The following is a 26,591-nucleotide window of genomic DNA, read 5'->3' on the forward strand; positions in this document are numbered from 1 at the left end:
CCACATTCATTTATTTGTTGGTACATACACCCTTCTTATTAAAAGTATATGTTTTCTTGCCAATCTTTCTTGTACAGTTCACAAGTGGTGTACCATTGCGGTCCAGACGGTACCACTTATCATTATACTTCAGCCAGTAGTGTGTCAGAAGCTTACCATTCACTTTGCTGAAATAATAGCGTTTGCCTTTCATGGTAACCCATTTTGTTCTCATAACACCCTTAGATGTGAAATAATATTTATTTTTTCCTATCGTCTGAAATCCTGTTCTTGCTGCTGCGGTTGTTCTGTCAAAATAATATTTTTTCGTTCCGATTTTTTTCCATCCGGTTTGCAGTTTTCCATTCGGACCTGCAAAATAATAATGCTTATTGTACTTTACAAGACCTCGTCTGACCGTTCCGTCTGTATCATACAGATACAGAGATTTTCCTTTTTTTACAATACCACTCTTTGTTGTCACCGGAGTTTTATCGTTTTGCGTAGAATTATTTCCGGAATTAGTGGATGTGCTGCTCTTTTTCTGCAATCCATAGTATTTTGCAATACCGGTCGCGTCTGCCACTGCCATCTTTTTGATCTGTGCATTTGTTTTCAGATGTTTTCTCAAATCATTCTTATTATCTACAAAACAATGCTCAATGATCATACTCGGAATCTTGGTATTGATCTGTGCTTTTGTCATACCAAACTGTCTTGCCTGAGATGCTGTATAATTACTCTTCTGTCCGAATGTGATGATTCCAAAGTCATCTCCCGGCCAAAAACCGTTATTCTTCAGCCCTGTCTGACTGTGCAGTTCCTTTAAGATTACCTTTGCCAGTTCTCTTGCTGTCTGTGCAGAAGCAGTATTAAAATGGGATTTCAATGGCACAAGCGCATATGTTCCGGTAGCTGATGTCTGAAATCCTTCCCTCACTGCATTAATGTGAAAACTTACCAGGGCATCTGCATGCTTTTTCTTCGCAATATTCAGCCTGGTTTCTCTTCCCTGTGCAGCCTGACTCAGTCTGCTTCTGGTCAGATATACTTTCACGCCCGCATATGTTTCCAATTCTGCCTTACAGTAATTGGCAAGCTTCATATTGATCTCAGCTTCTCTGTACCACTTTCCATCCAGTTTACGGTCTGCACCTGATTCTTCACCGCCGTGTCCCGGATCCAGGACAATCACCAGATCCTGCGCCTGTATATTTTCTTTCGGAAGCATACACAAAGTGCATACCAATACAGTAAAAATCAGCATCAGTTTCTTTCTCAATGCATTCATATTTCTCTTTCCTTTTCCTCTCAAAACTATCTCAACAACAACTCTCACAGAACACTGATTCTTCTGAAATCCTATTATACCAGAAAAAGAGGCTGTCCAAACAGCCTCTCTTAGCATTCTATCTTCTCTTTAAGAAATCCGGGATCTGAATATCTCTTTCCTGAACCTTGCTTTCCGGTGCCTTTAATCTGCCGGAATTATTCTGCATGGTCGGCATAGAAGTATTCACACTGCCCAGATTCGACATTCTCATGGACTGTGCTGATGCAGTCGGCTGGCTGAATTCCGGTACAATTCTCTTATTTGCCGCTGTCTTTGCTGCGGTTGTCTTCTTCGGCTCTTCCAGAGTCATATCTGTCAGTCCTGTTGCAATCACAGTAATGGTTGCTTCATCTGCGTATGTATCATCATACATAGCACCAAAGATGATATTCGCATTCTCTCCTGCCATCTCCTGTACATAACTTGCTGCATCATTGGCATCCATCAGGGAGATATCTCCGGAGATATTAATAATTACATGGGAAGCACCTTCAATGGTAGTCTCCAGCAGTGGACTGGCAACTGCCTGTTTTACAGCCTCAAGTGCCTTGTCATCACCCTTGGCCTGTCCGATACCGATATGGGCAATTCCTTTGTCTGTCATAACCGTCTGTACATCTGCGAAGTCCAGATTGATCAGAGCCGGCAGGTTAATCAGGTCTGTGATGCCCTGCACTGCCTGCTGAAGTACTTCGTCTGCCTTCTTCAAAGCTTCCGGCATGGTTGTACGTCGGTCTACGATCTCCAGCAGCTTGTCATTCGGGATGACAATCAGTGTATCTACGTTGTCTTTCAGCTTTTCAATACCTGCAATAGCATTATTCATACGGGTCTTTGCTTCGAAACGGAATGGCTTGGTTACCACACCAACAGTAAGAATACCCATCTCTTTTGCAATACCTGCCACTACAGGTGCTGCACCGGTTCCGGTACCACCGCCCATACCACAGGTAACAAATACCATATCTGCGCCCTGGATGGCTTCTTTGATCTCTTCCGCGCTTTCCTCAGCAGCCTGCTGGCCAACCTGAGGCTTAGCTCCTGCACCAAGTCCCTTCGTAACCTTCTCACCAATCTGAATTGTATGAGGAGCTCTGCAAAGATCCAGTGCCTGTTTATCTGTATTTATCCCGATGAATTCTACACCGGCAATTGTCTCGTCTACCATTCTGTTCACAGCATTGTTACCTGCACCGCCCACGCCGATGACGATAATCTTGGCTGCTGCTTCAGCTTCATTTGACATTATTTCTAACAAGGTACTTCCTCCTTCTATCTTTCTGTCCCATGACAGTAATTTCCACTATTTCTTCTATCATATATTCTTTTTTTTCATTAATCAAGTGTTTTTTTGTATTCTGTAATTTTATTCAGAGCAACATTCGCAAAATCGCCTCTATGAGGCTTTACTTTTGCTCTGACTAATTCAGAATATAAGCGCCGGTATATGGATCAATATAACCGTATCCATCTGAAATGATCTGTCCGTCATCTCCCAGATACATCTGATCCATGTTATTGGTTACATTACCGCTGGCATCTGTGTAGGTATCGTTGCCACTGGCATCCGTGGAAAATGTTCCACTGTCTTCGCTGTAACCGCTCTTATTTTCGCTTTCATCTGTACTGTCTTCCTCTGTTTCTGTAGATTCTTCCACATCTTCTGCGTTTCCGCCTTCCGGCTGATTAACGTTCATCAGCAATTCCTCTTCTCCCTTTTCCCCTTTTTTAAAAGTAATCGTGGTCGTTCCTGCTGTGTAGTCCTCCATGTGGAGTGTTCCTGAAAGTTCTTCCATCTGTGGCATCAGAGACTGAAGATTGGACAGTTTCTCTTCCATATAAGAATTATCTCCAAGCATGACCCGGTTATTCGTAAAATACAGAATCAGCTGCTGCTTATCATCATAATGTACTTCTCTCGGCTGAATTCCATTCTGTCCCAGAATCTCCTGAATCATCTGTGCTTCTGATATGATATCATCCCTGAATTTTTCATCTGCCACCGGTATCAGTTCCGATACCTTCGGTTCACTGATATCTACACCGGAATATGCCGGAATACCCTCTCTCTTTTCCTGAGAGATCTCAATCACTACGCCATCCTTATCAAAATACGCCATAGATCCTGAATACATCAGATATCCTACAATGCTTTTCTCATATACTTTAATCTGCACATGATAAGGATTCACCATGGTAACATCCACTGCACTTAGAAATGTAAGATCGGCAGCCGCGTCCGGCTGGCTGTATTTCCAGGTCAGATACAGTGAATTCTCACTTAAAGAATCTGACATTACCATTTTCTGTATCTCCTCTGCAGAATAATATTCATTTCCGATTACATCCACCTGACGGATGTGAAACAGACCGAATAATACAAACAAAGCAATCACAATGACGCTTACCAGAACCAGTAAAACAATATATATCGGCCTGCCTGTTTTCTTCTTCTGTAACTGCATGCTGCTCTACTCCTTCGCTGAAAGTTCACGGCTTTATGCTTCCCAGCTGACATCTGCTCCGAGTTCTTTCAGATCTTTGCATATATTTTCGTATCCTCTTTTTATATAATCATCCGGTGTAATCCGGCTGACTCCTTCCGCTGACATTCCTGCCAGAATCAATGCTGCTCCGCCTCTCAGTTCCCGCGCGTACAGCTCCGTTCCGTGTAAAACAGGCACTCCGTAAATATGTGCCTCATTTTCATTCATCCGGATATCTGCCCCCATCTTTTTCAACTGAGCTGCAATCATAAAACGATTTTCAAACACGTTTTCTCTGATATGACAGATGCTTCCACAACAGGATGCCATCACCGCCATAAGCTGTGACTGCAGATCTGTCGGAAATCCGGGATAAGGTGCTGTCTCTGCAAACAGAACTGCATTTTTCCGACCTCTGCAGTCTGCCCTGACTGTACAATTCTTCCATTCCTGCGCCTTCTTCTCCAGATCATACTCTGTAAGGCTTCCTCCCATCCTGCAGATCAATTCTGCAAGTACATGTAATGCCGCTGCCGGCACTTCATGGAGTACGGCATCTCCTCTGGTTCCGAGTACTGCCAGCAAATACGTTCCTGCCACAATCCGGTCCGGCATCAGGACATATTCACTGTCATGCAGCTCTTTGACACCTTCCACAGCTACATGACCGTTCTCTATCTGTACTCTTGCTCCCTTTTCCCGTAAGAAAGAACCCAGTTCCTGAATCTCAGGTTCCATGGCACATCCTGACAAATAAGTCCTTCCCTCAGCCAGTGTACCGGCAAGTATACCGTTTTCCGTTGCTCCCACACTGGGAAATGGCATCTCCATAACAGTTCCCTTTAGCTTTCCGGTTCGCAGTACCATCCGGTCACCTTGACAGACTACTTCTGTTCCCATTCGCCGCATCATATCCAGATGATAATTTACCGGTCTCTTGCCAATCACACATCCTCCTGGAAAAGGCAATACCACTTCACGGCATCTGCCAAGTAATGCGCCCATCAGCAGAACAGATCCCCGCATCTTTGCCGTAAGTCCGGCATCCAGTTCATTTTTCTGAATCTCAGATGCATCAATCCACAGCGTATGCCCATCCATCCCAGTGTGGCATCCCAGATCTTCCAGTAAGAGTCTCATGCATTCTACATCCTGTATCACAGGACAATTATGCAATACCGTCATTCCTTTATGCAGAACTGCTGCCGCCATCAACGGTAATGTGGCATTTTTCGACCCCTGTATCGTAGTTTCCCCACACAGAATCTTTCCTCCGGATACATGAATACTGCCCATTCTACGCCTCCTGCTGCCGGAGAACTATAGACTATTATATGAGCGTTCCATATGAGATGTTCCTCACGCCTGCCGGTTCTGCCATCTGCTCACCGCCAGTGCCACTCCCATCTCTGCCAGTAAAAACAATGATGATGTGCCACCATAACTGATAAACGGCAGTGTAATTCCTGTATTGGGAATGGAATTGGTTACTACCGCCACATTCAGTATCACCTGTATGGCAATGTGTGCCATAATACCTGCTGCCAGGAACGCTCCCAGCCGGTCTCTTGCATGGGTTGCAATGACCATGAATCTCCAAAGCAGAATCAGGAAAAGAGTAAGCAGTAAAATCGCACCGATCAGACCATTTTCTTCACAGATAATTGAAAAGATCATATCATTCTGTGCTTCCGGAACGAATCCCAGTTTCTGGATTCCTTTTCCGAATCCGGTTCCAAACAGACCTCCTGATCCTATAGCATAGAGCCCCTGAATTGTCTGGAATCCTTTTTCATGGGCTTCCGGATTCTTCCAGATAACCAGTCGTTCAAGACGATATTGTTCCATACTCAGAAACAGGGCAATGAACCCAATTCCAGTCAATCCAATCCAGATAAACTGTAGGTACCCAGGACGAGATACGAATGCCAGTATCACGGCAATCCCCAGAATAATAATGGCAGTACTTAAGTTATTGGTTCCCACCAGTGCCACAATAGGAAGTACCAGACACACACACCAGATGAGTGAAAAAATACTGTTTCCCATTTTTTCTTTCCGGCTGATGATCCTGGATAAGAATAGAATGACCGCAGGTTTTGCAAACTCGGATGGCTGAAAGGACAGTGGTCCTACTGACAGCCATCTTCTGGAGCCGTTATAAGTATCTCCTACAAGCAGAACTGCCCCTGAAAGCGCCATGGACAATATATAGGCCAGGATCGCAAACTGCGCCATTTTATGATAATCCATTCTGGAAATCAACCACATACAGACAAATCCCAATACTGCCGCAAACAGCTGCTTTTTGAGATAATATCCTGCATCGGAGAATCTCACCCGTCCATTATAGGCGCTGGCACTGTAAAGTATCACAAGCCCGGATATCTCCAGAACCAGTACAGTTATCAGAAGCATCTGATCCAGTTTTCCTGTTTTTAAGGGTACCACTTCCCTGCATAGAATTTATTTTTTTAACTGGTAAACCAGTTCTTTAAACATTTTTCCTCTTACTTCATAATTCGGGAACATGCCCCAGCTGGCACATGCCGGTGACAGCAGGACTGCATCTCCCGGATTGGCATGCTCTGCGCAGAACTTAACCGCTTCTTCCAGACTCTCTGTCATCACAATATCCTGGAAGCCGCATTTTCTGGCTGTCTCTGCGATCTTCTCTCTGGTCTGGCCCAGCAGCACCAGATACCGGACTTTTCCGTCAAAGGCGTTGATCCATTCTTCATAAGATGAATTCTTATCGTATCCGCCTCCAATCAGAAGGGTCGGACGGTCCATTGCCTGAATGCCCTTGATGGCTGCATCCGGATTGGTTCCCTTGGAGTCATTGTAATATACCACGCCGTTTACTTCTGTAACATATTCAATCCGGTGTTCCACTGCCTTGAAACGGAGCAGCACATAGCGGATATCTTCCAGACTGATCCCATATGCCAGTGCCATGGCAACTGCCGCACAGACATTTTCATAATTATGTCTTCCCGGCAGATTCAGTTCTTTTACACTGCAAACTGTGATGATCTTCTGTCCGTCATTGTACTCTATCATCTCTCCATTCAGATAGATGCCCTTTTCCAGTATACGCAGGCTACTGAAAAATATAACCTGACAGTTCAGTGTTTTTCCAAACTCTCTGAGCACTTCATCCTCATAATTCAGGACACAGGTATCTTCCTGATTCTGATTCAGCGTGATCAGTTCTTTGACCCTGATATACTCCTCCATGGTATGATGCCGGTTCAGATGATCCGGTGTGATATTCAGGATTGCACTGACCTTTGGATGGAACTGTTCGATAGTCTCCAGCTGGAAACTGCTGATCTCAGCCACCGTAACAGAATTTTCCTTTGTCTCTTCTACGATCTGCGTATAAGGTATTCCAATATTTCCCACAATAAATGCAGATTCTTTTGCATGCTGCATAATAGCACCCAGAAGGCTTGTTGTCGTTGTTTTACCGTTGGTGCCCGTGATGGCAAGTACATCTCCTTTGCCACATTCATAAGCAAGTTCAATCTCTCCCCAGATCTTCAGGCCTGCATCGCGCATTCGTTTCACCAGTGGAATATCTGTCGGCACTCCGGGGCTTAATACTACCAGATCCAAAGACTGAATCTGCTCATCCGTCAGATCTCCCAGAAGGATCTCTGTATGACTTCCTTCCGGAAGCTTTGCCCGGATATCTTCTTCTTTTAACTGTGTGTTCCCGTCAAATAATACCGGAACAGCTCCCGCATCTTCCAGCAGCTTTACAGCTGCGATTCCACTGATGCCGGTACCAAATACCAGTACTTTTTTGTTCTGTAACTTCATATTTGCCTCCAAATTTAAATCTGTTTTTATAATCCATAGAGGCAGATCAGGCAGAGCAGTGCGGTAACAACCGTAAACAGTGCCACAATCTGTGTCTCTGACCATCCACATAATTCAAAATGATGATGGATTGGTGCCATCTTAAAAAATCGTTTGCCACCGGTTTTCTTAAAATAAGTTACCTGGATGATAACAGACAGCACCTCAACCATATAGATAAACCCAAACACCGGAATCAGAATCGGGATCTGAAGTACATATGCAGTACCTGCCACGAATCCACCCAGTGCAAGGGAACCGGTATCTCCCATAAATACCTTTGCCGGATGAGAATTGAACATCAGAAATCCCAGCAGCGCACCTGTCACAGCTGCGGTAATCGGCTCAATTCCTGCATGGGTTCCAATTGCTACCACGGTAAAGAATACCGCAACCATCGTGGTAACGCCAGTCGCCAGTCCATCCAGTCCGTCCGTAAAGTTCACTCCGTTTACAGTTCCAAGCACCACAAAGTAAACAAGTGGTACGGTAATCCATTTGCAATCGAAATACATGCCCTGAGTAAACGGCAGCAGCATTACCAGACAGTCCGGATCTACCACCAGTATGTAAATTACAAATACAGTAGTCACTACCACCTGCAGCAGGAACTTCTGCTTAGGCATCAGACCGTCTGATCTTCTCAATACTACTTTCAGGTAATCATCCAGAAAACCGATAATTCCAAATCCAAGTGTCAGGAACAGAATCGGTATGATTCTCGGATATCTTCCCACAAATAATAAAGAGGTAATCAGTACACTGATCAGTATGATCAGACCTCCCATAGTCGGTGTCCCCGCTTTTTTCAGGTGGGACTGTACCCCTTCTTCCCTCTCTGTATTTCCGATCTTTAGTTTTCTTAAAAACGGAATCACAAACGGACTCAGTAATACGCTTATCGCAAATGCAATAAGTAACGCCAGAATCACTTCTATGCTTATCATTTTTCCTTCCTCCAAAAAGACTATATATGAATCATATGTAACTGCTCAGACCCCACTGTGAGGATACTGAACAGATACAATTATACGTCTTTTCAGAGTATCTGGCAACTGAAAGTTGTCTCACTGTATGGATGCTCCATCCTTTTTCCGGATTTCTTCTTTTTCAATTCCAAGATAAGGAAGAATATTCTGAAAAATATCCCGAATCACCGGTGCTGCAATGGTTCCCCCATAATAAACTCCCTGTGGATTATGAATCACACACAGTCCCAGAACCTGCGGATCATCAGCCGGTGCAAAACCTATAAAGGATGAAATATACTGATTGGCACTTCGGGGCAGTGTCTCAGAGGTTGCCGTTTTACCACCAATCCGGTATCCTTCGATATATGCATTTTTTCCGCTTCCTCCATCCACTACCTGTTCCAGGACATAACGCATGGTACTGGAAGTCTCTTCTGACAGAATCTGTTCTCCTTCTGGGTATTCCAGTTGTTCTTTTAATACACCCTCTGCATCCCAGATGCTGACACCCAGATGGGGTGTGATCCTTTTTCCGCCATTGATCAGTGAAGCCACCGTTGCTGCCAGCTGTATGGGCGTAATCTGAAAGGACTGACCAAATGCTACGGTTGCCAGCTCCACCTGTCCCATATTTTCCGGATGATGCATGATGGTTCCGGCTTCTCCCGGCAGGTCAATTCCCGTTTTTTCCAATAATCCAAACTGCTGAAAATAATGATAATACCGCTCCACACCAAGACGGAGCCCCACTTCGATAAATACCGGATTACAGGAATTCTGCGCTGCCTGTACAAAATTTTCTGATCCATGACCGCTGACTTTATGGCATCGTATCCGTCTGTCATCTACAATCTTATATCCCGGACAAAAGAATTTGTCCTGCAGAGAGACCACTCCTTCTTCCAGCCCGGCCGACGCTGTGATGATCTTAAATGTGGATCCTGGCTCATAGGTATCATTGATACAGTCATTACGCCACATCTGGTTTCTGGCATCCTGAATCTCCTGTTCACTCATCTGTACGGTGTCCGTCTCCAACGTAAATGGATCATTCAGATCATATTCCGGTACATTGACCATGGCCAAAATCTCCCCATTGTCCGGCTGCATCAACAAAACAGATACTCCATCTGCCTGCTTTTTTTCCATGACCTGCAGTGCTGCCTGTGTCGCATAAGTCTGTATATTCACATCCAGACTTATCTGCAATGTATCACCTGCCTCCGCTTCCTGCCTGCTTTCCCCCGCATCCGGAAGCTCCACACCTCTGGCATCTGTCATGGTCAGGATTTTCCCAGGTGTCCCCTGCAGTACATCATCATACTGCACCTCAAGTCCTACAATTCCCTGATTATCCCCTCCTGTAAATCCAATCGCAGTAGATGCCAGGTTTCCAAAAGGATAATAGCGCCGATAATCTTCATCCACCTTTACCCCCGCCAGTTCCTGCTGGCGGATACGGTCTCCTGTTTCCTTTGGTACATTGGTCCGGATTCTCTCAATGGAACTTCTCTTTTCCACCCTTGCCCGTACTTTTTCTTCTTCCATATCCAGTTCCTCTGTCAGTACCCGAATCACTCTCTCCGGATCCGTAATCTGGCTGTGTATGACGGATACGGTACATACTGTCCGGTTTGCTGCCAGAACCGTTCCGTTTCGGTCCCAGATTTCTCCTCGCTCTGCCTTGATGCTTCGCTCCCTTTCATGCAGATCCTGTGCCTTTTTCCCATAGTACTCTGATCTGCCCAGCATCAGCCATCCAAGCCTTCCTATCAGTGCCAGCAGAAGCAGTATGCTTCCCAGAAATACCACTATAATTTTCCTTTTATGAAACGTATGCATAAAAAATCCCCGCAAATGATCTTCTTTTTAATTTATGAATGTCTCTGCGGGGTTATTTCTTATATTTTATTTACTGGGTTCCTATCTGCAGATCCTGACTGGTCACTCCATCTGACCAGTTCTCGTCGATCTGTTCTTCTCCCTGGGGATCCGGCGGTGCGACATTGCCATACAGACTGCCGTTCTCATTGGTGTCTTCGCTCTCTGAAGATACCACATTGCCGTTCTCGTCCACTTCTACCATTTCAGTCAATGGCTCCCATGTTGTCTCATCATACATCAGGTTGCCATAATCATCATAGACATACTGGGATACCCACTGGGTATCGCCGCCTTCTTTTTCGACCTGCATACCGAGGGACTGGCGTTCTTCTTCGGTGATCTCTTCCGTCGGATAAATGCCCAGATAAGGCAGAATCTCTGTCAGAATGTTTCTTGCCAGATCCTTGGTATAACTTCCGTCTTCCTGGTTCTCAATGTTTGGTTCATCGATCACTGTATAGACCACCACCTGTGGGTCATCAATCGGTACTGCACAGATAAAGGAAATAATATATCGGCCGTCTCCACGCGGCAGTTTTTCTGCTGTTCCTGTCTTACCACCGATCCGGTACCCCGGAATTGCTGCGGAAGTCGCAGTACCATCAGTCACTACCGCTTCCAGATATTCTCTGATCAGAGATGATGTCTTGGATGATACCGGCTGTGCCATCAGCAGCGGATCAATGTTCTTTACCACTCCGCCGTCTGCATCAAGGATCTGCTTCACCACATGTGGTTTATAGAGATATCCTCCATTGATATCCGCACAAAATGCCTGAAGTTCCTGAATCATCGTCGCTGTAAATCCCTGTCCGAAGGAACAGGTTGCAAGTTCCATGGTTCCCATCGTATTGGTGTCATACAGATATCCTGCATTTTCGTTTGGAAGGTCAATACCGGTTCGCTTTCCGAATCCGAAGATATCTTGGTATTTACAGAATGTATCGATGCCCATTTGAAAACCAATGGTCATCATTCCCGGATTACAGGAATTCCGAATAATATCCTTCAATCCTTCCTCTCCGTGGGTTCCGGTACAGGCAATCGGATCTTCATTGGTCAGTGGCTGCAGATAACCGATACAGGTCATACCGAAGTCCTCAGTGACGCTTCCACTGTCCAGAGCTGCCGCCACTACATTCGGCTTGTAGGTGGATCCCAGTTCAAAGGCCTCAGATACGCAGTAATTATACCAGAGACTATTCAAAGCCTCACTCTTTTCTTCTTCGGTCATAGCCTTCTGTTCTTTTTCCGTATACCAGCCATCCAGATTCTGTGGATCATTCAGGTTGAATGTCTTGTCCGTAGCCATGGCAAGGATCTCTCCATTATTCGGATTCGCCACAATTACACCAGTGTTCAGGCTGGCATGTCCTGCTGTCTTCTCCTGAGGACCGTTCTTATTCTCTTCTTCCAGCTGGGCAATATACTTTTCCACAACCTGCTGGATATTTACGTCAATTGTGGAGACAATACTGTTGCCGTCCTCCGGTTCAATAATGTTCTCTTCCAGTTCCATGTCCTGGTTCAGATAGCCGTATTCTCTTCCATCCACACCATTGAGAATCTCTGTATAATAAGATTCCAAACCGGAAATACCGTCATTTAACTTATTGGAAAAACCGATTACAGTACATGCCAGCGTATCCAGCGGATAGGTTCGGACATAATCTTCTTCGAACCATACCCCCTGAACATTTTCCAGTTCTTCTCTCTTTGCCTTGGACATTTCTTTGTCCTCAGATGTGTCAATATAGTCCTCAAATGCCTGCTTTTCTTCCACACTGATTTCTTTCTTGATTACCTGATAACGGCTGTCCTTTGTCTCTTCACTGCAGATCACATCTCTTACCGTTGCGGAATCCAGTCCGAATTGTTCGGATACTGCTGCAATCGTCGGTTCAATATAGTCATCCATGCTGTTAATAGCATAACAATCCAGAATAACATTGTATACCTTCTCACTTTTCGCCAGTACATTGCCGTTGCGATCCAGGATCTCACCTCTCCGATACGGTATCGTCCTGCTGTCATATGTCTGCTGAGACAATACCTGCTTGGCATATTTATCCCCATTCGTCACATTGATATGTGCAATCACCAGATTCAATGCAACCATCAGTAATAAAACAAATGCAAATACAGCCATAAGCTTTATTTGCATTTGTCTGGTAAACTTCTGTTCTCTTTTTCGCTTTGTTTCCAATTTGACCACCTGTCTGTTTTTACTCGGCCGGGATCTCCGCATACTGACGGATATAATCCCCATCCTGATTACTATAGGTTATAATCTGTCCCTCATCAGCATAAGTCATTCCAAGATCATTTACTGCAATTCTCTTTACTTCTTCCATATCAACAGAAGAAAGAGTCTCCTCATAGGCATTGTCATTTGCCAGCTTCAGTTCCGTAAGCTGACTCTCCAGCGATGCAATCTGATTACGGTAACTTATTCCCTGTGCCTGCAATTGCAGAAAATTCACACAGACAAACACTGTAGCAATAGACACTGCCGTAAGGAAAGATACATATGGCACGTTCATGCGAAGTGCTCTTTCGCGATTTCTCTTTGCCTGAACCTGTGCCTCTTCTCTTCTTCTTTCCTGCGTCATGCTTCTACGGTCCGTTCTCTTCTGCGGAACAGCCTGTACATGTCTGATCACATTTCCATCTATATAGGTATTCGTAAACTGGCGGCTGCGCTGACTGCCATTTATTCTTCTATTCGATTGTATTCTTCTCTCTGATGCAGCCATCTGTGCCAACTCCTTTAGATACTAGATACTTCTTTCAAATACTCTTAATTTTGCACTCTTGGATCTGGAATTCTCCTCCAGTTCCTCTTCTCCCGGCAAAATAGGCTTTCTTGTCACGACTTTTCCTTTTGAGATCCGTCCACACACGCAAACCGGGAATTCCTTCGGACAGATACATGGATGTTCACTGGTACGGAAATGATTCTTTACGATCCGGTCTTCCAGTGAATGGAATGTTATAATACACAATCTGCCTTCATCATTCAGCAAATCAATCATGTCATCCAGTGAATCCCTCAGGACTCCCAGTTCATTGTTCAGTTCAATTCGAATAGCCTGGAAGGTCTTTTTAGCCGGATGCCCTCCTACAGCCCGCACCTTCATAGGTATCGCCGCCTTGATTGCCTGGATCAACTCCCCAGTTGTCTCCAATGGCCTTTCCTGCCTTGCCTGCACGATATGTTTCGCAATATTCTTTGCGAACTTGTCTTCCCCATAGTCACGGATGATGCGATACAGCTCCATCTCACTATACTCATTCACAATATCCTTTGCAGTACGTGCCTGCCGCTGATCCATTCTCATGTCCAGTGGCACATCCTCTCGATAGGTAAAGCCGCGCTCTGCTGTGTCGAGCTGATAAGAGGATACACCAAGGTCTAAAATGATCCCATCTACCGATGTAACTCCAATGCTATTCAACTGCTTTTTCATCTCGCAGTAGTTGCTGCGGATGATCGTTACTCTATCTTTAAACTCCCCTAAGCGCTCTGATGCCGCTTCAATCGCAGCAGCATCCTGATCGATTCCGATCAGCCTTCCTTTGTCAGACAGTCTCTTACAGATCTCATAAGAGTGTCCGCCACCTCCAAGTGTACCGTCTACATAAATGCCATCCGGTTTGATCTTTAATGCATCTATGGTCTCATTGAGTAACACAGATTTATGACTAAATTCCATATAGTCCTCCCCAGGTTATATGATCAGCCCCAAGTCTGTCATCTGTTCTGCAATGTCATCCATATCGTCAAATGAATTGTTCTCCATCCACTTGTCCTTACTCCAGATCTCTATCCGGTTCAACATTCCAGTCAGTACGACTTCTTTATCCAGACCAGCAAATTCTCTCAACGTTGCCGGTAAAAGAATTCTCCCCTGCTTGTCCAGCTCACATGGTGTGGCACCAGCCACAAAGAAACGTGAGAATTGTCTTGCGCTCTTATTGGTAAGCGGTAAAGCACGGAGCTTCTCCTCAAACTCCTGCCATGCCTGATTCGGAAATACAAAGAGACAGCCATCCAATCCCTTTGTCACCACAAATTCATCTCCGAGTTCTTCTCTGAATTTGGAAGGGATGATCAGTCTGCCTTTGGTGTCTATCGTATGGCTATATTCACCCATGAACATAAATAGCACCTGCTTTCAGAAAATCTCTTTCGCTTTGTATGACCTGGGAATTGAACCACTTTCACTCCATTTCAATCCACTAATCACCACTTTTCTCCACTTACATACTAATAATATAGCATCCATTCGAAAAACACAAGCTTTTTTTCCCATCAATCTAAAACTTTTATCAACATTTTTATATCAAATTTGACAAAAATACAAAAATTATACCCTTTCCTGTTCATAACTATGAAACAAAAAGAACACTCATTACTGAGTGCTCTCACCTGATCTGTTATTTAATTTGCCATATCCAGATACTGTTCTATCATCCGGTCCAGTTTCTGGCTCTGTTCAATCACTTCTGACATTCCTTTGGTTATCAAAAGCTCATTTAAAATACTTCGCTCTTTTTCAATCTCCTGTTTCAGGATCTCCAGGCTGATCATGTATCCTTGTCCTTATCCTTTCTTTTCCTCTGCGGATTCGCCTTGTCCTCTACTTTTTTTTATCATAAGTATCACAGAAACCAGAATCATGATCCCGGCAACCACCTGCGAAACCGGTATCTGAATCACCGGGAGCAAAAGCTGGTCTGTCCTCAAACTTTCGATCCAGATTCTTCCCAGTCCATATCCCGCCAGATACGTAAATACAATCTGTCCATGGTATTTTCTGTGCTTCCACAGATACAGTAAACCTATAAGTAACATCAGATTCCAGAGCGATTCATACAGAAATGTGGGATGCACCTGTATGAATTCCATCCCATCTATCACTTTTAAGTGCTCCAGCATCTGTCCGGTAATCTCTCCCTGACGCACGGCATCACGTGGCAGATCCATTGCCAAAAGCCCGTTGCTGTAGTCTCCGAACGCTTCTCTGTTAAAAAAGTTCCCCCAGCGTCCCAGGATCTGTCCAACTGCCAGTCCCGGGCAGACGGTATCCAAGAGCAGATATACATTCATCTTTTTTACTTTTGCAAACACCAGGATCGTAACCAGTCCGGCAATGACTCCTCCGTAAATCGCAAGCCCGCCGCCTCGGATATTGAATATCTGCAGCCAGTCATCCTTATAATCCTGCCAGCTGAATACCACATAGTAGATTCTGGCACCAATGATTGCAAATACAATCGTGATAAGTGTCAAATCTACGTAAGTATCCTCATTCTGCCCGCTTTTCCGCGCTATATGAAGGATGAGCATAATTCCCAAAGCCATCCCCAGGGCAATTACCATCCCATAGTAGGCTATCTCAAACCCGCCTATCGAAATGGACTTTCCCACATTGGTCAGTATCAGATTCAAATTTGGAAACAGAATTGTGGATTCATTCATATTGTCTCTCCAATAACAGTCTGCATCTGATTATACATTGAAACGGAATAAGATCACGTCTCCGTCCTTTACCACATAGTCCTTGCCTTCCAGACCAACCAGGCCTTTGTCTTTTGCTGCCGCCAGACTTCCACATTCCAGAAGATCTTTGTAATTTACCACTTCTGCACGGATAAAACCTCTTTCAAAATCAGAATGAATCTTTCCTGCTGCCTGTGGAGCTTTGGTACCGAGCTTGATCGTCCATGCTCTGGTTTCAGTCTCACCCGCTGTCAGGTAGCTAATCAGTCCCAGCAGACGATAGCTTGCCTTAATCAGTTTCTCCAGACCAGATTCAGATAATCCCAGATCTTCCAGGAACATCTTCTTCTCATCATCTTCCAGTTCAGCAATCTCCTGTTCGATCTGTGCGCAGATTACAAATACTTCACTGTGCTGTTCCTTCGCATGCTCCCGTACTTCCTGTACATACTGATTGGATGCTCCGTCATCTGCCAGATCATCTTCTGATACATTCGCTGCAAAAATGACAGGTTTGGCAGTCAGCAGGTTATATTCTGCCAGCCACTTCTGTTCATCTTCATCATCTGTCTGATAAGTAATAGCAAGATTGCCTGCTTCCAGATGCTCTTTCAACCGGTTCAGAAGTTCCAGTTCTTTTGCCAGAGTCTTGTCATTTCTTGCACCGCGCACGGTCTTGGCAATTCTTCTCTCCAGGATCTCAATATCAGAAAAAATCAGTTCCAGATTAATTGTCTCGATATCTCTGACCGGATCTACACTTCCATCCACATGAATAACATTCGGATCCTCAAAGCAGCGTACCACATGTACTACGGCATCTACCTCACGAATGTTGGCGAGGAACTGATTCCCCAGTCCTTCCCCCTTGGATGCACCCTTTACCAGTCCGGCAATATCAACAAATTCAATCACTGCCGGTGTTACCTTTGCTGAATGATAAAGATCTGCCAGAAGCTTTAATCTCTCATCCGGCACCATAACCACACCCACATTCGGATCAATGGTACAGAACGGATAATTGGCTGATTCCGCTCCTACCTTTGTCAGTGAATTAAATAACGTACTTTTTCCTACATTTGGAAGTCCTACGATTCCAAGTTTCATTTTCTCTATTTCCTCCTGTAAATCCTTTGATTTCAAGGGATTCCAACATACTTATTTTTATAAACTCATTGTAATTCCAATATTCGAATGGCCCGGTAACATCTGAAGTGTTTTCGGTTTCATTCCTTCTTGACTGGTGTTCCTTTTCGACACAGAAACACAAATTCTTCCCATTCTGTTGAAATTTCTGAAATCCTCTTATTTTTCTTTTTTGTATAGTAACCTCTTCTTTTCATAAGAAAACCTAATACAGTACCTTGTATTATACCATAGCATCTTATCTTTGTGAATATTCATTTTCATCTCCTGTCATTCATTTATATTTCATCGCAGATTTGTTTTTAATTTATTGTTTGATTTATGAACCGGCAATTCTGCCCCGATAATATATGATATATTCTCCCATCATTGCACGATAATGAATTTCTTCTAAATCAGATAACTGCTCTAATATAAATTGTAAATAGTCTTTGCTTGAAGCCATGTTTTTGTCCTTTCAAATGCCTGCATTTCAAATTATACTGTGATCTCAATTTGATTATCCTCAATTGCAACAATACAGCTTTCGTAATATCCATCACCTGTAGTCCTTGGTCCACTGACAACCTCATAACCATCCGCTTTTAATTCTGCTGTCAATGCATCTACTTTTTCTATACTTCCCACGCTAAAAGCTATATGTGAATATCCAGTACGAACTATTTTCTTCGGTAAATCAGCCATTTCCGGTATATTCATAATTTCAATACGTGCACCATCCTCAAATGTGAGAAAATAAGAATAAAAGCCCGTTTTCTGATTATGATATCCATCATTTGATTTTGCTCCCAGATATTTCATAAAGAATTTTTTTGTATTTTCCAAATCATTTACATAAAGTGCAACATGTTCAATTCTCATGATTATTACTCCTCCAGAATACTCGCTCTTGTCACCATCGATGGATGATACTGATAATAAATACTGTTTTTTATGCTTAAATTATATACTATGTCTACATCTGATTTTTCTAAAACATCTGTATAATTCTTGCGATCTCCATAACTACAATCTTTAGCATCACTCCACCGGACATCACATAAAACCATATCTCACGCATATGCTGTGACTTTGCAATTGGTGTTGCTATTGCTGCAATCATTATAATTGCAGCTCCGACACATCCGACGATGTTTGGAACACTCACAAGTGAAAATATTCCAGGATTACAGCTTCCATCTATCGTATACTGAATTGTTTTATCCAATCCGTCCCTTGCCGCTGCAAAGCAGCATATAACAAGACCATATGCCAAAACAAACAGGCTCCTTCTGCCCCAGAAATTAATGTTGCTTCTGTTACCGATTGAATATCCGACAAACCCAACCAGCGATACAATCATAAGTGTAGTAACTGTTGTTACCATATTTCCAAAATATAGTTTCATCCTTTTTCCTCCATCTATTTTTCATTTACCTTGATAACAGTTTCAAAAATTTCCTGTCATTCATTTGCTCGTTGGTTAAATATGCCCCATCATAAAACAACGCATACGTTGTAACCGGAGTAGGTGCATTCTGAGCTTCTTCTTTACTCTGTAAATGAATAGCCCGGAATGATACACCATTTTCTTTTGCAACTTCTTCTACAATCGGAACATATTTCGCATTAAACGGACACTGGCTAGTATAATATAAAACATAACCCTTCTCCTCGATATGGGGATGTCTGGCACATTCCTTAAATTCAGGCAGAGGCGCATCTGCTACAAATGGCAGATACCATAACTGAATCCCGTTGTCCGCTTCATCGCATACCTTGAATCCCTTATACTGCAGGAATTTTGGATCTGACAAAAATGGTTTTTTCTTTTCGGAAGATAATATACACAGCCCTTTTTTTCCCTTGCTCTTACTGTCCTCCATACAGGCATCCAGCAGATCTGCTCCATAACCATGTCCTTTGAAAGAACCAGCTACCCACAGGCAGTCAATATACATATAGCCATCTGCAGAAATCGGATTCCATGCATTTTCAGCAGGCAGATACTCAATAAAACACTTCCCCCGTTCTGCACTTTTCAGAAAAACAAGTCCCTCTCTAAATTGCTCTTTTAACCATTCTTTTTTGGATGACACCTGAATATCGTTGTTATTGGAAATAGCACAGCATATGTGCTCTTTGTCTATATTCTCGTTTGTCACTTTGATATATTCCATAAATCTTTCCACCTCCATAGCATCACTTCTTCTATACCTGTAACATCATGCATAATTCAACTGATCCTAATGAATGCTTTTGTACCACTCTGTAATTGCCTTCATATTCTGTAAAGATACTCGTTTTCCACCATTTACCATCATATCTAACATATCATCCTCTTCGGTCGTACGGTCGGTTTTATTTGCCAGTCCCTTTCCGGCGGTTTTAACCATGACATTCATCATGAAACGATACGCTCCATGAAGCTTCTTCACATCAAAGTTCCCCTGTAACGTAAATAAAGGAATCCTCTGTGGAATAGCATTTTTATCCCTGACTTCTTTTAGCTGTGTGCCTGTCTGTCCCATGCCAACGCCACAGACTGCACGCACTTTATACAATTTTGCTGCCTCTTTATATCCTTTGATTCCTCCTGCCATAATCCAGCCGAGATAAATGATTTCACTGCCGGCAGGCACCTTGTTTTTTGCCTGCTGTAAACTATGTACCGGAAGATTCAATTCATTTCCCAGTAATTGTGCATACTCTGCTGTGCTTCCGGTATTTGATGTATATATGATTGCTTTCATTCTTATCTGACCTCCATATTCAAGAATGCCTCGGCATTCTTGCTGCGAGATGCGCGTCATGCAATGCATGACATACTTCTCCTGCGCATCTCTGCAATCCTGCCGGAGGCTATATCAGATAGGGATTGACTCCCACCACTGATACTGATTTGTTGCTCGCCACCTACAGGGTGGGAGTCATTTCACATCTGATATAAATGACGCAGTGCAAAACTGTAATATTACAATCTGCACTGCGTCTTAGCGTCTGGCTTCCTTTACTATAAATTTTTCTGCATCAATCAGGCTTTCTTCTTTACACTTTGGACAAAACAACGGAAAATTTGTTAGTACCGTATCTTTCCTTAATTTCAATCTTGTCTTATTTCCACATTTTGGGCAAAGAATCCATTCCTGATGCTCTGATTCATTGTTCAAATTGCTTCACCCTTTCAACTTATCTGCATTTCCTGTAAGAAATGATCCATATGCTCTTCCAGTAACTTTATCACATGACTTTTGTCTTCTGCTCCATCATATATGCTGTAAAGCAAAAAAATAGGTCCATAAAAATTAAGTGCTGTCTGTCTGGCTTTTCCTTCATCGCCCAGCATTCCTGAAAACAAAGCTTCCATATAAGTTAATGGTCCGCTTGCAAGATAATTCTGATATAGCTGTGCCATCTGTGGCTCCCTGTACTGTTCCAATGTCAACATCTTACGAAAACAACTTGAAAATTCTTCCTCCGTCCAATGAAGAAACTGCACCTTTGTGAACTGCTTAATCTTATCAAATGCCGTTTCTTTATACTCGGCTGTAACCTTTTCCAGATCACCCTCTGGCATTTCATACTGCTTTACTCTCTTAATATCCAATTCATTCATTTTTTCAATAATACTGTCCAATATCTCCTGCTTGCTTTTATAATGCTTATACAATGCAGCCTTGGTTACTCCAAGTTTTGAAGCAATATCATTCATGGATGTTCCTATATATCCACTCTGTGCAAATAACTTCAAAGCTTCTTCCAATATTTTTTCCTTTGTGTTCTTTTCCTTGCTTTCCATGTCTATCTCTCCTAATTTAAATCTGTTATTAAGTTACCTTTTGGTTACTTTAATTATAGTTACCTATCGGTCACTTGTCAACAGTTATGATTAGAAAATACAAAAGAATATTGCTAACTTAATCATCGTTTCTCGATAACCTGATCTATTAACCCATACTGCAATGCTTGCCTGTTGGCTGATTGGAAGGTAACATATATTACGAAAAATAGTAAGAATCGTGCTGTCACATAAGCGCCACCTATCGTGTCATCAGCTAATACACGCGACTTTCACCCGCCGAAAATAATATTTTCTATCGTCCGCCTTCACCATCTGGCAGCAATGTAACAAAATAATAAATAATTCCGAATACAGCTATACTTCCCATCATAATACCGATCATCTGATTTACACCTACTACATTTCCATGAAATACCGGATTGCAATCAAGAGTATCTCTTATCGCTTCAACCATTTCATCCGGATAATGTTTTCTCTCCATCTCCATGAATACTCCGTGAAGCATATGATTCTTGATCAATGAAGTGGCATATGTACTAGGAAGATAAGACAGTGCCTTCTGAAGACCTGAACCAAAATTTGAAATCGGCATATAAGCACCACATATAAAACCATATCCTGCGCTGACAATTGTACCTACAGCCGAAAGCTGTCCCTGTGTTGTCAACGGAAAGCTAATGATACTTGAAAGCGTACTTCCAAACAGGACGAGCAATATCATATCAAATAAAACCCATAATACATCTGCTGTATTCATATACCATCCCATTTTAAACAGATATCCCAGGCATAATACAAACGCAAGTCCATTGACCATCAAAGAATTAACTACTGTTGAGAGAAAATATCCCAAATAAATTTTCCCCTTGCTGACCGGCGAAACATTAAAATCCTTCCTTGTTCCATTTGCCTTGTCCTGCACCATAGTCAGATTCACACAAAATGTTACAGTGATACAGCTCACTGCCATAAGTGACGCTGTCAGCTGTGCTGCCACGGTTCCATTAATAAGTTTGTCCGAAATCGTGATCATATCCGGAATCGCAGCTGTAAAAGAATCTCTGAAAACCTTTGCAAGAAACGTAGCGTACAGAACAATCAGAATGACGGGTGTGATCATTGACGTAAACAACATCCCTTTATCTTTAAAAAACAGTTTCCTGTTCCTGTTCATTAATGCCAATACTGTTCTCATCAATGCTCACCTCCAAGCCTTTTTCCTGTGACTGAAAGAAATACATCATCCATACCGCCTTTTACCACTTCATAATCCCTGAATACATCCTGATGCTCTACAATAAGCTTCGTTGCTTCCTGCGTATTTCTTACTTTTATCTGATATCCGTCACGTATTTTTTTATATTCTCTGTTCAATGACTTTATTTCATCTTCGGGAACACCATAAACAGACACGATATCCTGTACATATTCATTTTTAAGTTCAAACGGTGTACCTTGTGCTGCAATACTTCCTTTGTCAAGAATTACAACATACCCGGCATTCGCAGCCTCTTCCATATAATGTGTGGTTAGGAATACCGTCATATTTTCCGTTTTCTGAAGCTTCTCAATAACATTCCAAATTAATTGCCTTGTCTGCGGATCAAGCCCTGTAGTAGGCTCGTCAAGAATCAAAATTTCCGGTCTGTGCAATAATGCACGGGCAATATCAATTCTTCTTCTCTGACCTCCCGACAGCTTACCTACTGGTCTGTTTAAAAACTCGTCAAAATCCAGAATCTCAACCAACTCCTGTAATCTCTTATCAAAGGCATTTCCTGTAATGCCATACAAAGCAGCTCTGCTCATTAGGTTTTCTTTCACCGTAAGCGGCTTATCAAGTACGCTATCCTGAAATACAACACCAAGCATCCTTTTTGTCTGTGCACCGGCTTTGTCAGTTTCTATTCCGTTTACCTGAACCGTTCCACTGTCTTTTTTCAGCAATCCACAGAGAATAGAAATGGTTGTACTTTTCCCTGCACCGTTTACTCCAAGAAACGCAAACAATTCTCCTTTTTTCACGCGAAAGCTCAAATCATTTACCGCTTTTACTTCGCCAAAGCTTTTATTCAGGTGACTGATTTTAATGATATCTGATTCCATATTTTCTCCTTTTATTTCATCTTTCCTTAAATGACGCAGTATACGTTGGATTTACTTTTTTAATAGAATCCATATTCTCAAAAACTCCCGGTACTTCATTTGCAAAGCTGAAAGCTCCGTCCTTACTGCTGAATAAATATCCTTTTCTCATTTCTTTACCACATTTTGAACACTTCATCTTCTAGTCCTCCCCCTGTGCTTTCTTCTGCTCTTTCCAATTATGATATACACAGACAATTGCTAACACAATTCCAAATGTTACAAATGGCATTGCTGCCATAGTAAATTCTCTCATATACTTATCTTACCTCCATTCTCTAGTTACCGTTTGATAACTTACATTATAGTAACCAAACGGTAACCTGTCAATCTTTTTCATATTCTTCTTCATCACACTGTTTCCCCCTGTTTAACCCAATACCCACTGTTCATAAAAGGAATTGTAAGAAACATGCTGAAAAACAGCCAACCCTCCCAATCTGCTCAAGAGATTCAACTAATTTATTCTGGTACCGATTTTCGAATCCATCTTTACATGTTATTACAAACACAATATTAGAGATTAAAATCAGAATAACAAAAATCAGTCCCCAGTAATTCAAGTATTTATTCATAATACACTCCTCTCCCACAGAGCGAGATACGCTTTGCGAATCTCGCTCTGATTAGCGGTCGTCAAATGCACTGCATAAATGCGTGCATTTTCCTCGTCGCCCTAACAAAAAGACGCAGGCAAAAAACATTTCGTTTCTGCTCTGCGTCTTAGCGTCTGGCGATGGATTTGTAATCTACTATATGATCCTTTACATTGATAATAAAACTTTCTTTACATTTTGGACAAAACAGCGGAAAATGTTTTAATTCCGTATCATCCAATATCTGTGTCCGTGTCTTTGCACCGCATACCGGACATAGTATCCATTTATCCGTTACTACTGCTTTCAACTGACCTGTCACCGCCTGATAAATCCCATTCTTAACACAATATTTAAAAAATCAATTTTTTCAAATTAACTTTGAACTGCACTTACGATAACATTAAGGATAGCTCTATCTCATCTTCATCCATCGTTCCAGTCTCTTTAAAACCTTTGTTCTTATATAAATTTAATGCGTGAATATTGTCCATATTACAGGTTAATGTTACTTTGTCCGATGTTCCAAAGGGTTTCGTTTTAATGTACTCAATCGTCAGATCCAATGCAATACTTCCATACCCCTGTCCCTGATTAGATTCATCAATCATCATATGCCATATATCGTATTCCGGAATATCATAATCATAAATCACCATGACATAACCAATCATAGTATCATCCTTATAGATTCCAAACGGCTGACATTGATTCCTGTAAACATAAGCCTGTGCAAGGCTTCTAATTGGATGTGAAACAAAGCGTTCCTGTCCGTTTGCAAGTTTCAAATTAAATGCTTCAATAAAATTATCTTCTGTAATTATCCTAAGGCTTATCTTAAAATTCTCCATGTTATCCATACGCCTCCTATTCTTCATTCTCTTTATTTCTTCTGTGCTCTGCAATCCTTCGGTTTATCTTATCTGCTTCTTCTTTTTCCAGATACCACTTCACAAGGTATGAAAGCACATCGCATACTGCTGTAGAAACCAGTATTGCAACATACACTACTATGGAAACACTGTCACCCATAATAAAATAAATCACAGCACACATTGCAATTTCCAAAACTACAAGCTCTATACCTCTCTGCCACATGAAATATTTCCTCTTTCCTATTACCCATACACATTCCCCCCAAAGCAAATAAACGATCGTTTATATTTATATATAAGTAAACGGTCGTTTATTTGTCAAGACTTTTCTTTTTGCTTATATTATCTCTTTTTATAAATCAGAAGCTCTGTATTTTTCCCATCTTTCTCATATGTACATTCCAACATAAAATCCATATTTGCCAGAATGCCAAAGCACCTGTCTCCTCCAAATTCAGGCTTCAGTTGCATAATCATATCGTAACCTGTCAGTCTCTGGATTCCACCACAATCAATGTTCCGGACTCCAGACAAATCTCTGCCACTTCTTCTGTTATCTCATTGCTGATACCTATCCCGTCCCCAGCCCGCATAGTGTATCCATGAAGCGGATAATAAAATCCTGTTAACGTAATCTTCTCTGCACTGCCTCCAAAGGCCAGAAGTGACACATATTTTCCATATTGTTCTTCTTTACGGATCTTCAGACCTTGCCGGATCATCCGGATCCGGTTGTGGGCATCCACCAATGCGCACGGCACCCCAGCCTCCAGTGCAATATTCAGATCATAGATACTCCCCAGCACATGATCCATCCTGGTTCCGGTAGCTCCAAGAACCAGTATCTCGCTGCTGCCACGCTTTAACGCAAGGCGCATGGCATTCTCCATATCTGTCTGATCCTTCTCCGGCTTATAAAGCTGAACCGGTATCTCCAGTCTTTCAAAATAATCCCTGACCGTCGGCGCTGCTGAATCAAAATCGCCCAGCATCTCATCTGGCCGGATTCCTGCCCGGTAGCAGAATTCCAGTCCTTTGTCCACTGCAATCAGATAATCATATTGTTCTTTCTGCAAAAAAGGAAGGGCAAAATCATCCTCGATGTTGCCCCCGTTGATAATGATCGTCTTCATTCCTCTGACCTCTTAATATCTCCTTTTTTCTTTGAGTTCTGTGTACATTTCCAGATAATTGTCATACCGCTGCCGGCTGATCTTTCCCTCATCCAATGCTTCTTTTACCCGGCAGCCGGGTTCATGGGTATGTGTGCAGCCCTGAAATCTGCACTGCCCTTCATATTCGCCGAACTCTCTGAAGTAATCTTTTAATTCTTCTTTTTCCATGTCCCAGACTGCAAGGGAAGTAAATCCTGGCGTATCACATATATAGGTTCGTTCACCCACCAAAAGGATCTCTGAATGTCTGGTAGTATGTTTTCCCCTGTCAATCTTTTTACTGATCTCTCCGGTCTCCATCTGTGCTTCCGGTGCAAGAAGATTCACCATAGTGGATTTGCCCACTCCTGACGGTCCCGCCACTGCTGTAGTCTTTCCATTCAGAAGTTCACGCACCTGTCTGATTCCTTGATTTTTTTCTGCGCAGGTAAACAGCACCCGGCAGCCACTGTTCTCATAAATGTGCCTCAGGCGGTGCTGTTCCTCTTCCTCAACCATATCCTGCTTATTAAAACAGATCACCGCAGGAACCCCCTGCTTTTCCATTGATACCAGAAATCGATCCAGCAGATTCAGATTCGGTTTGGGACTGGCTGCTGCAAATATCACCAGCACCTGATCTATATTCGACACAGCCGGGCGGATCAGAGTGTTTTTTCTCGGAAGGATCTGATCCACATTTCCCGTCTTCTTGTCCTTATCGGTAACTGAGATCTCTACATCATCTCCTACCAGAGGTTTTATTTTCTCTTTTCGGAATATCCCCTTTGCCTTACATTCATACAGTCCTTCTGTTGTCTGTACATAGTAAAATCCTGCAATTCCTTTTATTATTTTTCCCCGCATG

General features: G+C 42.7%; 28 protein-coding genes and 2 pseudogenes. All 30 read right to left on the minus strand.

The window, feature by feature from the left end; genetic code table 11:
• Positions 1-10: 10 nt before the first annotated feature.
• The 30 genes and pseudogenes from H8716_RS01080 to rsgA all read right to left on the minus strand — a co-directional run bounded on the left by H8716_RS01080 (position 11) and on the right by rsgA (position 26,590).
• Positions 11-1,270, minus strand: coding sequence for an N-acetylmuramoyl-L-alanine amidase (locus H8716_RS01080; RefSeq protein WP_249306632.1), 1,260 nt, complete (start codon positions 1,268-1,270; stop codon positions 11-13).
• 118 nt (positions 1,271-1,388) lie between these two features.
• Positions 1,389-2,558 carry a cell division protein FtsZ gene (gene ftsZ / locus H8716_RS01085; RefSeq protein WP_249307199.1) on the minus strand — a complete coding sequence of 390 codons (1,170 nt, stop codon included), beginning with the start codon at positions 2,556-2,558 and terminating at the stop codon, positions 1,389-1,391.
• 175 nt (positions 2,559-2,733) lie between these two features.
• A complete protein-coding gene (locus H8716_RS01090) occupies positions 2,734-3,777 on the minus strand; it encodes a cell division protein FtsQ/DivIB (RefSeq protein WP_249306633.1) in 1,044 nt (347 codons plus the stop codon).
• 33 nt (positions 3,778-3,810) lie between these two features.
• On the minus strand, positions 3,811-5,094 hold the full coding sequence (gene murA / locus H8716_RS01095) for a UDP-N-acetylglucosamine 1-carboxyvinyltransferase (protein ID WP_249306634.1): 1,284 nt from the start codon (positions 5,092-5,094) through the stop codon (positions 3,811-3,813).
• A 63-nt stretch (positions 5,095-5,157) separates the two neighbouring features.
• Entirely contained in the window at positions 5,158-6,216 is a 1,059-nt protein-coding gene (locus H8716_RS01100) for an FtsW/RodA/SpoVE family cell cycle protein (RefSeq protein ID WP_249306635.1), read from the minus strand.
• A gap of 48 nt (positions 6,217-6,264) precedes the next feature.
• Positions 6,265-7,626: a UDP-N-acetylmuramoyl-L-alanine--D-glutamate ligase gene (gene murD, locus H8716_RS01105; protein ID WP_249306636.1), complete on the minus strand. Its 1,362-nt coding sequence runs from the start codon at positions 7,624-7,626 to the stop codon at positions 6,265-6,267.
• Positions 7,627-7,652: 26 nt separating this feature from the next.
• Complete coding sequence (gene mraY, locus H8716_RS01110) at positions 7,653-8,609, minus strand: phospho-N-acetylmuramoyl-pentapeptide-transferase (RefSeq protein WP_249307200.1); 957 nt, start codon at positions 8,607-8,609, stop codon at positions 7,653-7,655.
• A 123-nt stretch (positions 8,610-8,732) separates the two neighbouring features.
• Positions 8,733-10,478, minus strand: coding sequence for a peptidoglycan D,D-transpeptidase FtsI family protein (locus H8716_RS01115; RefSeq protein WP_249306637.1), 1,746 nt, complete (start codon positions 10,476-10,478; stop codon positions 8,733-8,735).
• Between the two features lie 70 nt (positions 10,479-10,548).
• Positions 10,549-12,726, minus strand: a complete 2,178-nt coding sequence (locus H8716_RS01120) for a peptidoglycan D,D-transpeptidase FtsI family protein (RefSeq protein ID WP_249306638.1) — start codon at positions 12,724-12,726, stop codon at positions 10,549-10,551.
• 19 nt (positions 12,727-12,745) lie between these two features.
• Positions 12,746-13,276 carry a hypothetical protein gene (locus H8716_RS01125; protein ID WP_249306639.1) on the minus strand — a complete coding sequence of 177 codons (531 nt, stop codon included), beginning with the start codon at positions 13,274-13,276 and terminating at the stop codon, positions 12,746-12,748.
• 21 nt (positions 13,277-13,297) lie between these two features.
• Positions 13,298-14,236 (minus strand): 16S rRNA (cytosine(1402)-N(4))-methyltransferase RsmH, encoded by a 939-nt coding sequence (gene rsmH, locus H8716_RS01130; protein WP_249306640.1) that lies wholly within the window; start codon positions 14,234-14,236, stop codon positions 13,298-13,300.
• A 15-nt stretch (positions 14,237-14,251) separates the two neighbouring features.
• Positions 14,252-14,683 carry a division/cell wall cluster transcriptional repressor MraZ gene (gene mraZ, locus H8716_RS01135; protein ID WP_249306641.1) on the minus strand — a complete coding sequence of 144 codons (432 nt, stop codon included), beginning with the start codon at positions 14,681-14,683 and terminating at the stop codon, positions 14,252-14,254.
• Between the two features lie 281 nt (positions 14,684-14,964).
• Positions 14,965-15,114 (minus strand): aspartyl-phosphate phosphatase Spo0E family protein, encoded by a 150-nt coding sequence (locus H8716_RS01140; protein ID WP_249306642.1) that lies wholly within the window; start codon positions 15,112-15,114, stop codon positions 14,965-14,967.
• 12 nt (positions 15,115-15,126) lie between these two features.
• Positions 15,127-16,005: a prolipoprotein diacylglyceryl transferase gene (gene lgt, locus H8716_RS01145; RefSeq protein WP_249306643.1), complete on the minus strand. Its 879-nt coding sequence runs from the start codon at positions 16,003-16,005 to the stop codon at positions 15,127-15,129.
• Positions 16,006-16,035: 30 nt separating this feature from the next.
• Positions 16,036-17,133, minus strand: coding sequence for a redox-regulated ATPase YchF (gene ychF, locus H8716_RS01150; protein ID WP_249306644.1), 1,098 nt, complete (start codon positions 17,131-17,133; stop codon positions 16,036-16,038).
• 364 nt (positions 17,134-17,497) lie between these two features.
• A pseudogene (locus tag H8716_RS01155) lies at positions 17,498-17,617 on the minus strand (TfoX/Sxy family protein); the annotation flags it as partial.
• A gap of 32 nt (positions 17,618-17,649) precedes the next feature.
• Positions 17,650-18,033 carry a VOC family protein gene (locus H8716_RS01160; RefSeq protein ID WP_249306645.1) on the minus strand — a complete coding sequence of 128 codons (384 nt, stop codon included), beginning with the start codon at positions 18,031-18,033 and terminating at the stop codon, positions 17,650-17,652.
• A gap of 109 nt (positions 18,034-18,142) precedes the next feature.
• Positions 18,143-18,559 (minus strand): hypothetical protein, encoded by a 417-nt coding sequence (locus H8716_RS01165; RefSeq protein ID WP_249306646.1) that lies wholly within the window; start codon positions 18,557-18,559, stop codon positions 18,143-18,145.
• A 25-nt stretch (positions 18,560-18,584) separates the two neighbouring features.
• Positions 18,585-19,331: an N-acetyltransferase gene (locus H8716_RS01170; protein ID WP_249306647.1), complete on the minus strand. Its 747-nt coding sequence runs from the start codon at positions 19,329-19,331 to the stop codon at positions 18,585-18,587.
• A 66-nt stretch (positions 19,332-19,397) separates the two neighbouring features.
• Positions 19,398-19,904: a flavodoxin domain-containing protein gene (locus H8716_RS01175; RefSeq protein WP_249306649.1), complete on the minus strand. Its 507-nt coding sequence runs from the start codon at positions 19,902-19,904 to the stop codon at positions 19,398-19,400.
• A 221-nt stretch (positions 19,905-20,125) separates the two neighbouring features.
• Positions 20,126-20,321: pseudogene (locus H8716_RS01180) on the minus strand (cysteine-rich KTR domain-containing protein).
• Between the two features lie 14 nt (positions 20,322-20,335).
• Entirely contained in the window at positions 20,336-20,950 is a 615-nt protein-coding gene (locus tag H8716_RS01185) for a TetR/AcrR family transcriptional regulator (RefSeq protein WP_249306650.1), read from the minus strand.
• Between the two features lie 295 nt (positions 20,951-21,245).
• A complete protein-coding gene (locus H8716_RS01190) occupies positions 21,246-22,148 on the minus strand; it encodes an ABC transporter permease (protein ID WP_249306651.1) in 903 nt (300 codons plus the stop codon).
• A complete protein-coding gene (locus tag H8716_RS01195; protein ID WP_249306652.1) occupies positions 22,148-23,059 on the minus strand; it encodes an ABC transporter ATP-binding protein in 912 nt (303 codons plus the stop codon). Before H8716_RS01195 ends, H8716_RS01190 begins: the two co-directional genes overlap by 1 nt.
• A gap of 16 nt (positions 23,060-23,075) precedes the next feature.
• Positions 23,076-23,237: a PF20097 family protein gene (locus tag H8716_RS01200; protein WP_249306653.1), complete on the minus strand. Its 162-nt coding sequence runs from the start codon at positions 23,235-23,237 to the stop codon at positions 23,076-23,078.
• 584 nt (positions 23,238-23,821) lie between these two features.
• Positions 23,822-24,004, minus strand: a complete 183-nt coding sequence (locus H8716_RS01205; protein ID WP_168932829.1) for a cysteine-rich KTR domain-containing protein — start codon at positions 24,002-24,004, stop codon at positions 23,822-23,824.
• An 82-nt stretch (positions 24,005-24,086) separates the two neighbouring features.
• Complete coding sequence (locus H8716_RS01210) at positions 24,087-24,554, minus strand: GNAT family N-acetyltransferase (protein WP_249306655.1); 468 nt, start codon at positions 24,552-24,554, stop codon at positions 24,087-24,089.
• 7 nt (positions 24,555-24,561) lie between these two features.
• Positions 24,562-24,792, minus strand: a complete 231-nt coding sequence (locus tag H8716_RS01215) for a hypothetical protein (RefSeq protein WP_249306656.1) — start codon at positions 24,790-24,792, stop codon at positions 24,562-24,564.
• A 265-nt stretch (positions 24,793-25,057) separates the two neighbouring features.
• Positions 25,058-25,702, minus strand: coding sequence for a thiamine diphosphokinase (locus H8716_RS01225; protein ID WP_249306657.1), 645 nt, complete (start codon positions 25,700-25,702; stop codon positions 25,058-25,060).
• 12 nt (positions 25,703-25,714) lie between these two features.
• A complete protein-coding gene (rsgA, locus tag H8716_RS01230; RefSeq protein WP_249306659.1) occupies positions 25,715-26,590 on the minus strand; it encodes a ribosome small subunit-dependent GTPase A in 876 nt (291 codons plus the stop codon).
• Position 26,591: the final 1 nt, after the last annotated feature.

The sequence above is a fragment of the Jingyaoa shaoxingensis genome (assembly GCF_014385005.1).
GTDB lineage: Bacteria > Bacillota > Clostridia > Lachnospirales > Lachnospiraceae > Marvinbryantia > Marvinbryantia shaoxingensis.

Excerpts from the sequence above, each read along its gene's own strand:
- H8716_RS01080 (WP_249306632.1), bottom strand. The coding sequence starts at position 1,270 with ATGAATGCATTGAGAAAGAAACTGATGCTGATTTTTACTGTATTGGTA.
- ftsZ (WP_249307199.1), bottom strand. The coding sequence starts at position 2,558 with ATGTCAAATGAAGCTGAAGCAGCAGCCAAGATTATCGTCATCGGCGTG.
- H8716_RS01090 (WP_249306633.1), bottom strand. The coding sequence starts at position 3,777 with ATGCAGTTACAGAAGAAGAAAACAGGCAGGCCGATATATATTGTTTTA.
- murA (WP_249306634.1), bottom strand. The coding sequence starts at position 5,094 with ATGGGCAGTATTCATGTATCCGGAGGAAAGATTCTGTGTGGGGAAACT.
- H8716_RS01100 (WP_249306635.1), bottom strand. The coding sequence starts at position 6,216 with ATGCTTCTGATAACTGTACTGGTTCTGGAGATATCCGGGCTTGTGATA.
- murD (WP_249306636.1), bottom strand. The coding sequence starts at position 7,626 with ATGAAGTTACAGAACAAAAAAGTACTGGTATTTGGTACCGGCATCAGT.
- H8716_RS01115 (WP_249306637.1), bottom strand. The coding sequence starts at position 10,478 with ATGCATACGTTTCATAAAAGGAAAATTATAGTGGTATTTCTGGGAAGC.
- H8716_RS01125 (WP_249306639.1), bottom strand. The coding sequence starts at position 13,276 with ATGGCTGCATCAGAGAGAAGAATACAATCGAATAGAAGAATAAATGGC.
- rsmH (WP_249306640.1), bottom strand. The coding sequence starts at position 14,236 with ATGGAATTTAGTCATAAATCTGTGTTACTCAATGAGACCATAGATGCA.
- mraZ (WP_249306641.1), bottom strand. The coding sequence starts at position 14,683 with ATGTTCATGGGTGAATATAGCCATACGATAGACACCAAAGGCAGACTG.
- H8716_RS01140 (WP_249306642.1), bottom strand. The coding sequence starts at position 15,114 with ATGATCAGCCTGGAGATCCTGAAACAGGAGATTGAAAAAGAGCGAAGT.
- lgt (WP_249306643.1), bottom strand. The coding sequence starts at position 16,005 with ATGAATGAATCCACAATTCTGTTTCCAAATTTGAATCTGATACTGACC.
- ychF (WP_249306644.1), bottom strand. The coding sequence starts at position 17,133 with ATGAAACTTGGAATCGTAGGACTTCCAAATGTAGGAAAAAGTACGTTA.
- H8716_RS01160 (WP_249306645.1), bottom strand. The coding sequence starts at position 18,033 with ATGAGAATTGAACATGTTGCACTTTATGTAAATGATTTGGAAAATACA.
- H8716_RS01165 (WP_249306646.1), bottom strand. The coding sequence starts at position 18,559 with ATGAAACTATATTTTGGAAATATGGTAACAACAGTTACTACACTTATG.
- H8716_RS01170 (WP_249306647.1), bottom strand. The coding sequence starts at position 19,331 with ATGGAATATATCAAAGTGACAAACGAGAATATAGACAAAGAGCACATA.
- H8716_RS01175 (WP_249306649.1), bottom strand. The coding sequence starts at position 19,904 with ATGAAAGCAATCATATATACATCAAATACCGGAAGCACAGCAGAGTAT.
- H8716_RS01185 (WP_249306650.1), bottom strand. The coding sequence starts at position 20,950 with ATGGAAAGCAAGGAAAAGAACACAAAGGAAAAAATATTGGAAGAAGCT.
- H8716_RS01190 (WP_249306651.1), bottom strand. The coding sequence starts at position 22,148 with ATGAGAACAGTATTGGCATTAATGAACAGGAACAGGAAACTGTTTTTT.
- H8716_RS01195 (WP_249306652.1), bottom strand. The coding sequence starts at position 23,059 with ATGGAATCAGATATCATTAAAATCAGTCACCTGAATAAAAGCTTTGGC.
- H8716_RS01200 (WP_249306653.1), bottom strand. The coding sequence starts at position 23,237 with ATGAAGTGTTCAAAATGTGGTAAAGAAATGAGAAAAGGATATTTATTC.
- H8716_RS01210 (WP_249306655.1), bottom strand. The coding sequence starts at position 24,554 with ATGGATAACATGGAGAATTTTAAGATAAGCCTTAGGATAATTACAGAA.
- H8716_RS01215 (WP_249306656.1), bottom strand. The coding sequence starts at position 24,792 with ATGTGGCAGAGAGGTATAGAGCTTGTAGTTTTGGAAATTGCAATGTGT.
- H8716_RS01225 (WP_249306657.1), bottom strand. The coding sequence starts at position 25,702 with ATGAAGACGATCATTATCAACGGGGGCAACATCGAGGATGATTTTGCC.
- rsgA (WP_249306659.1), bottom strand. The coding sequence starts at position 26,590 with ATGCGGGGAAAAATAATAAAAGGAATTGCAGGATTTTACTATGTACAG.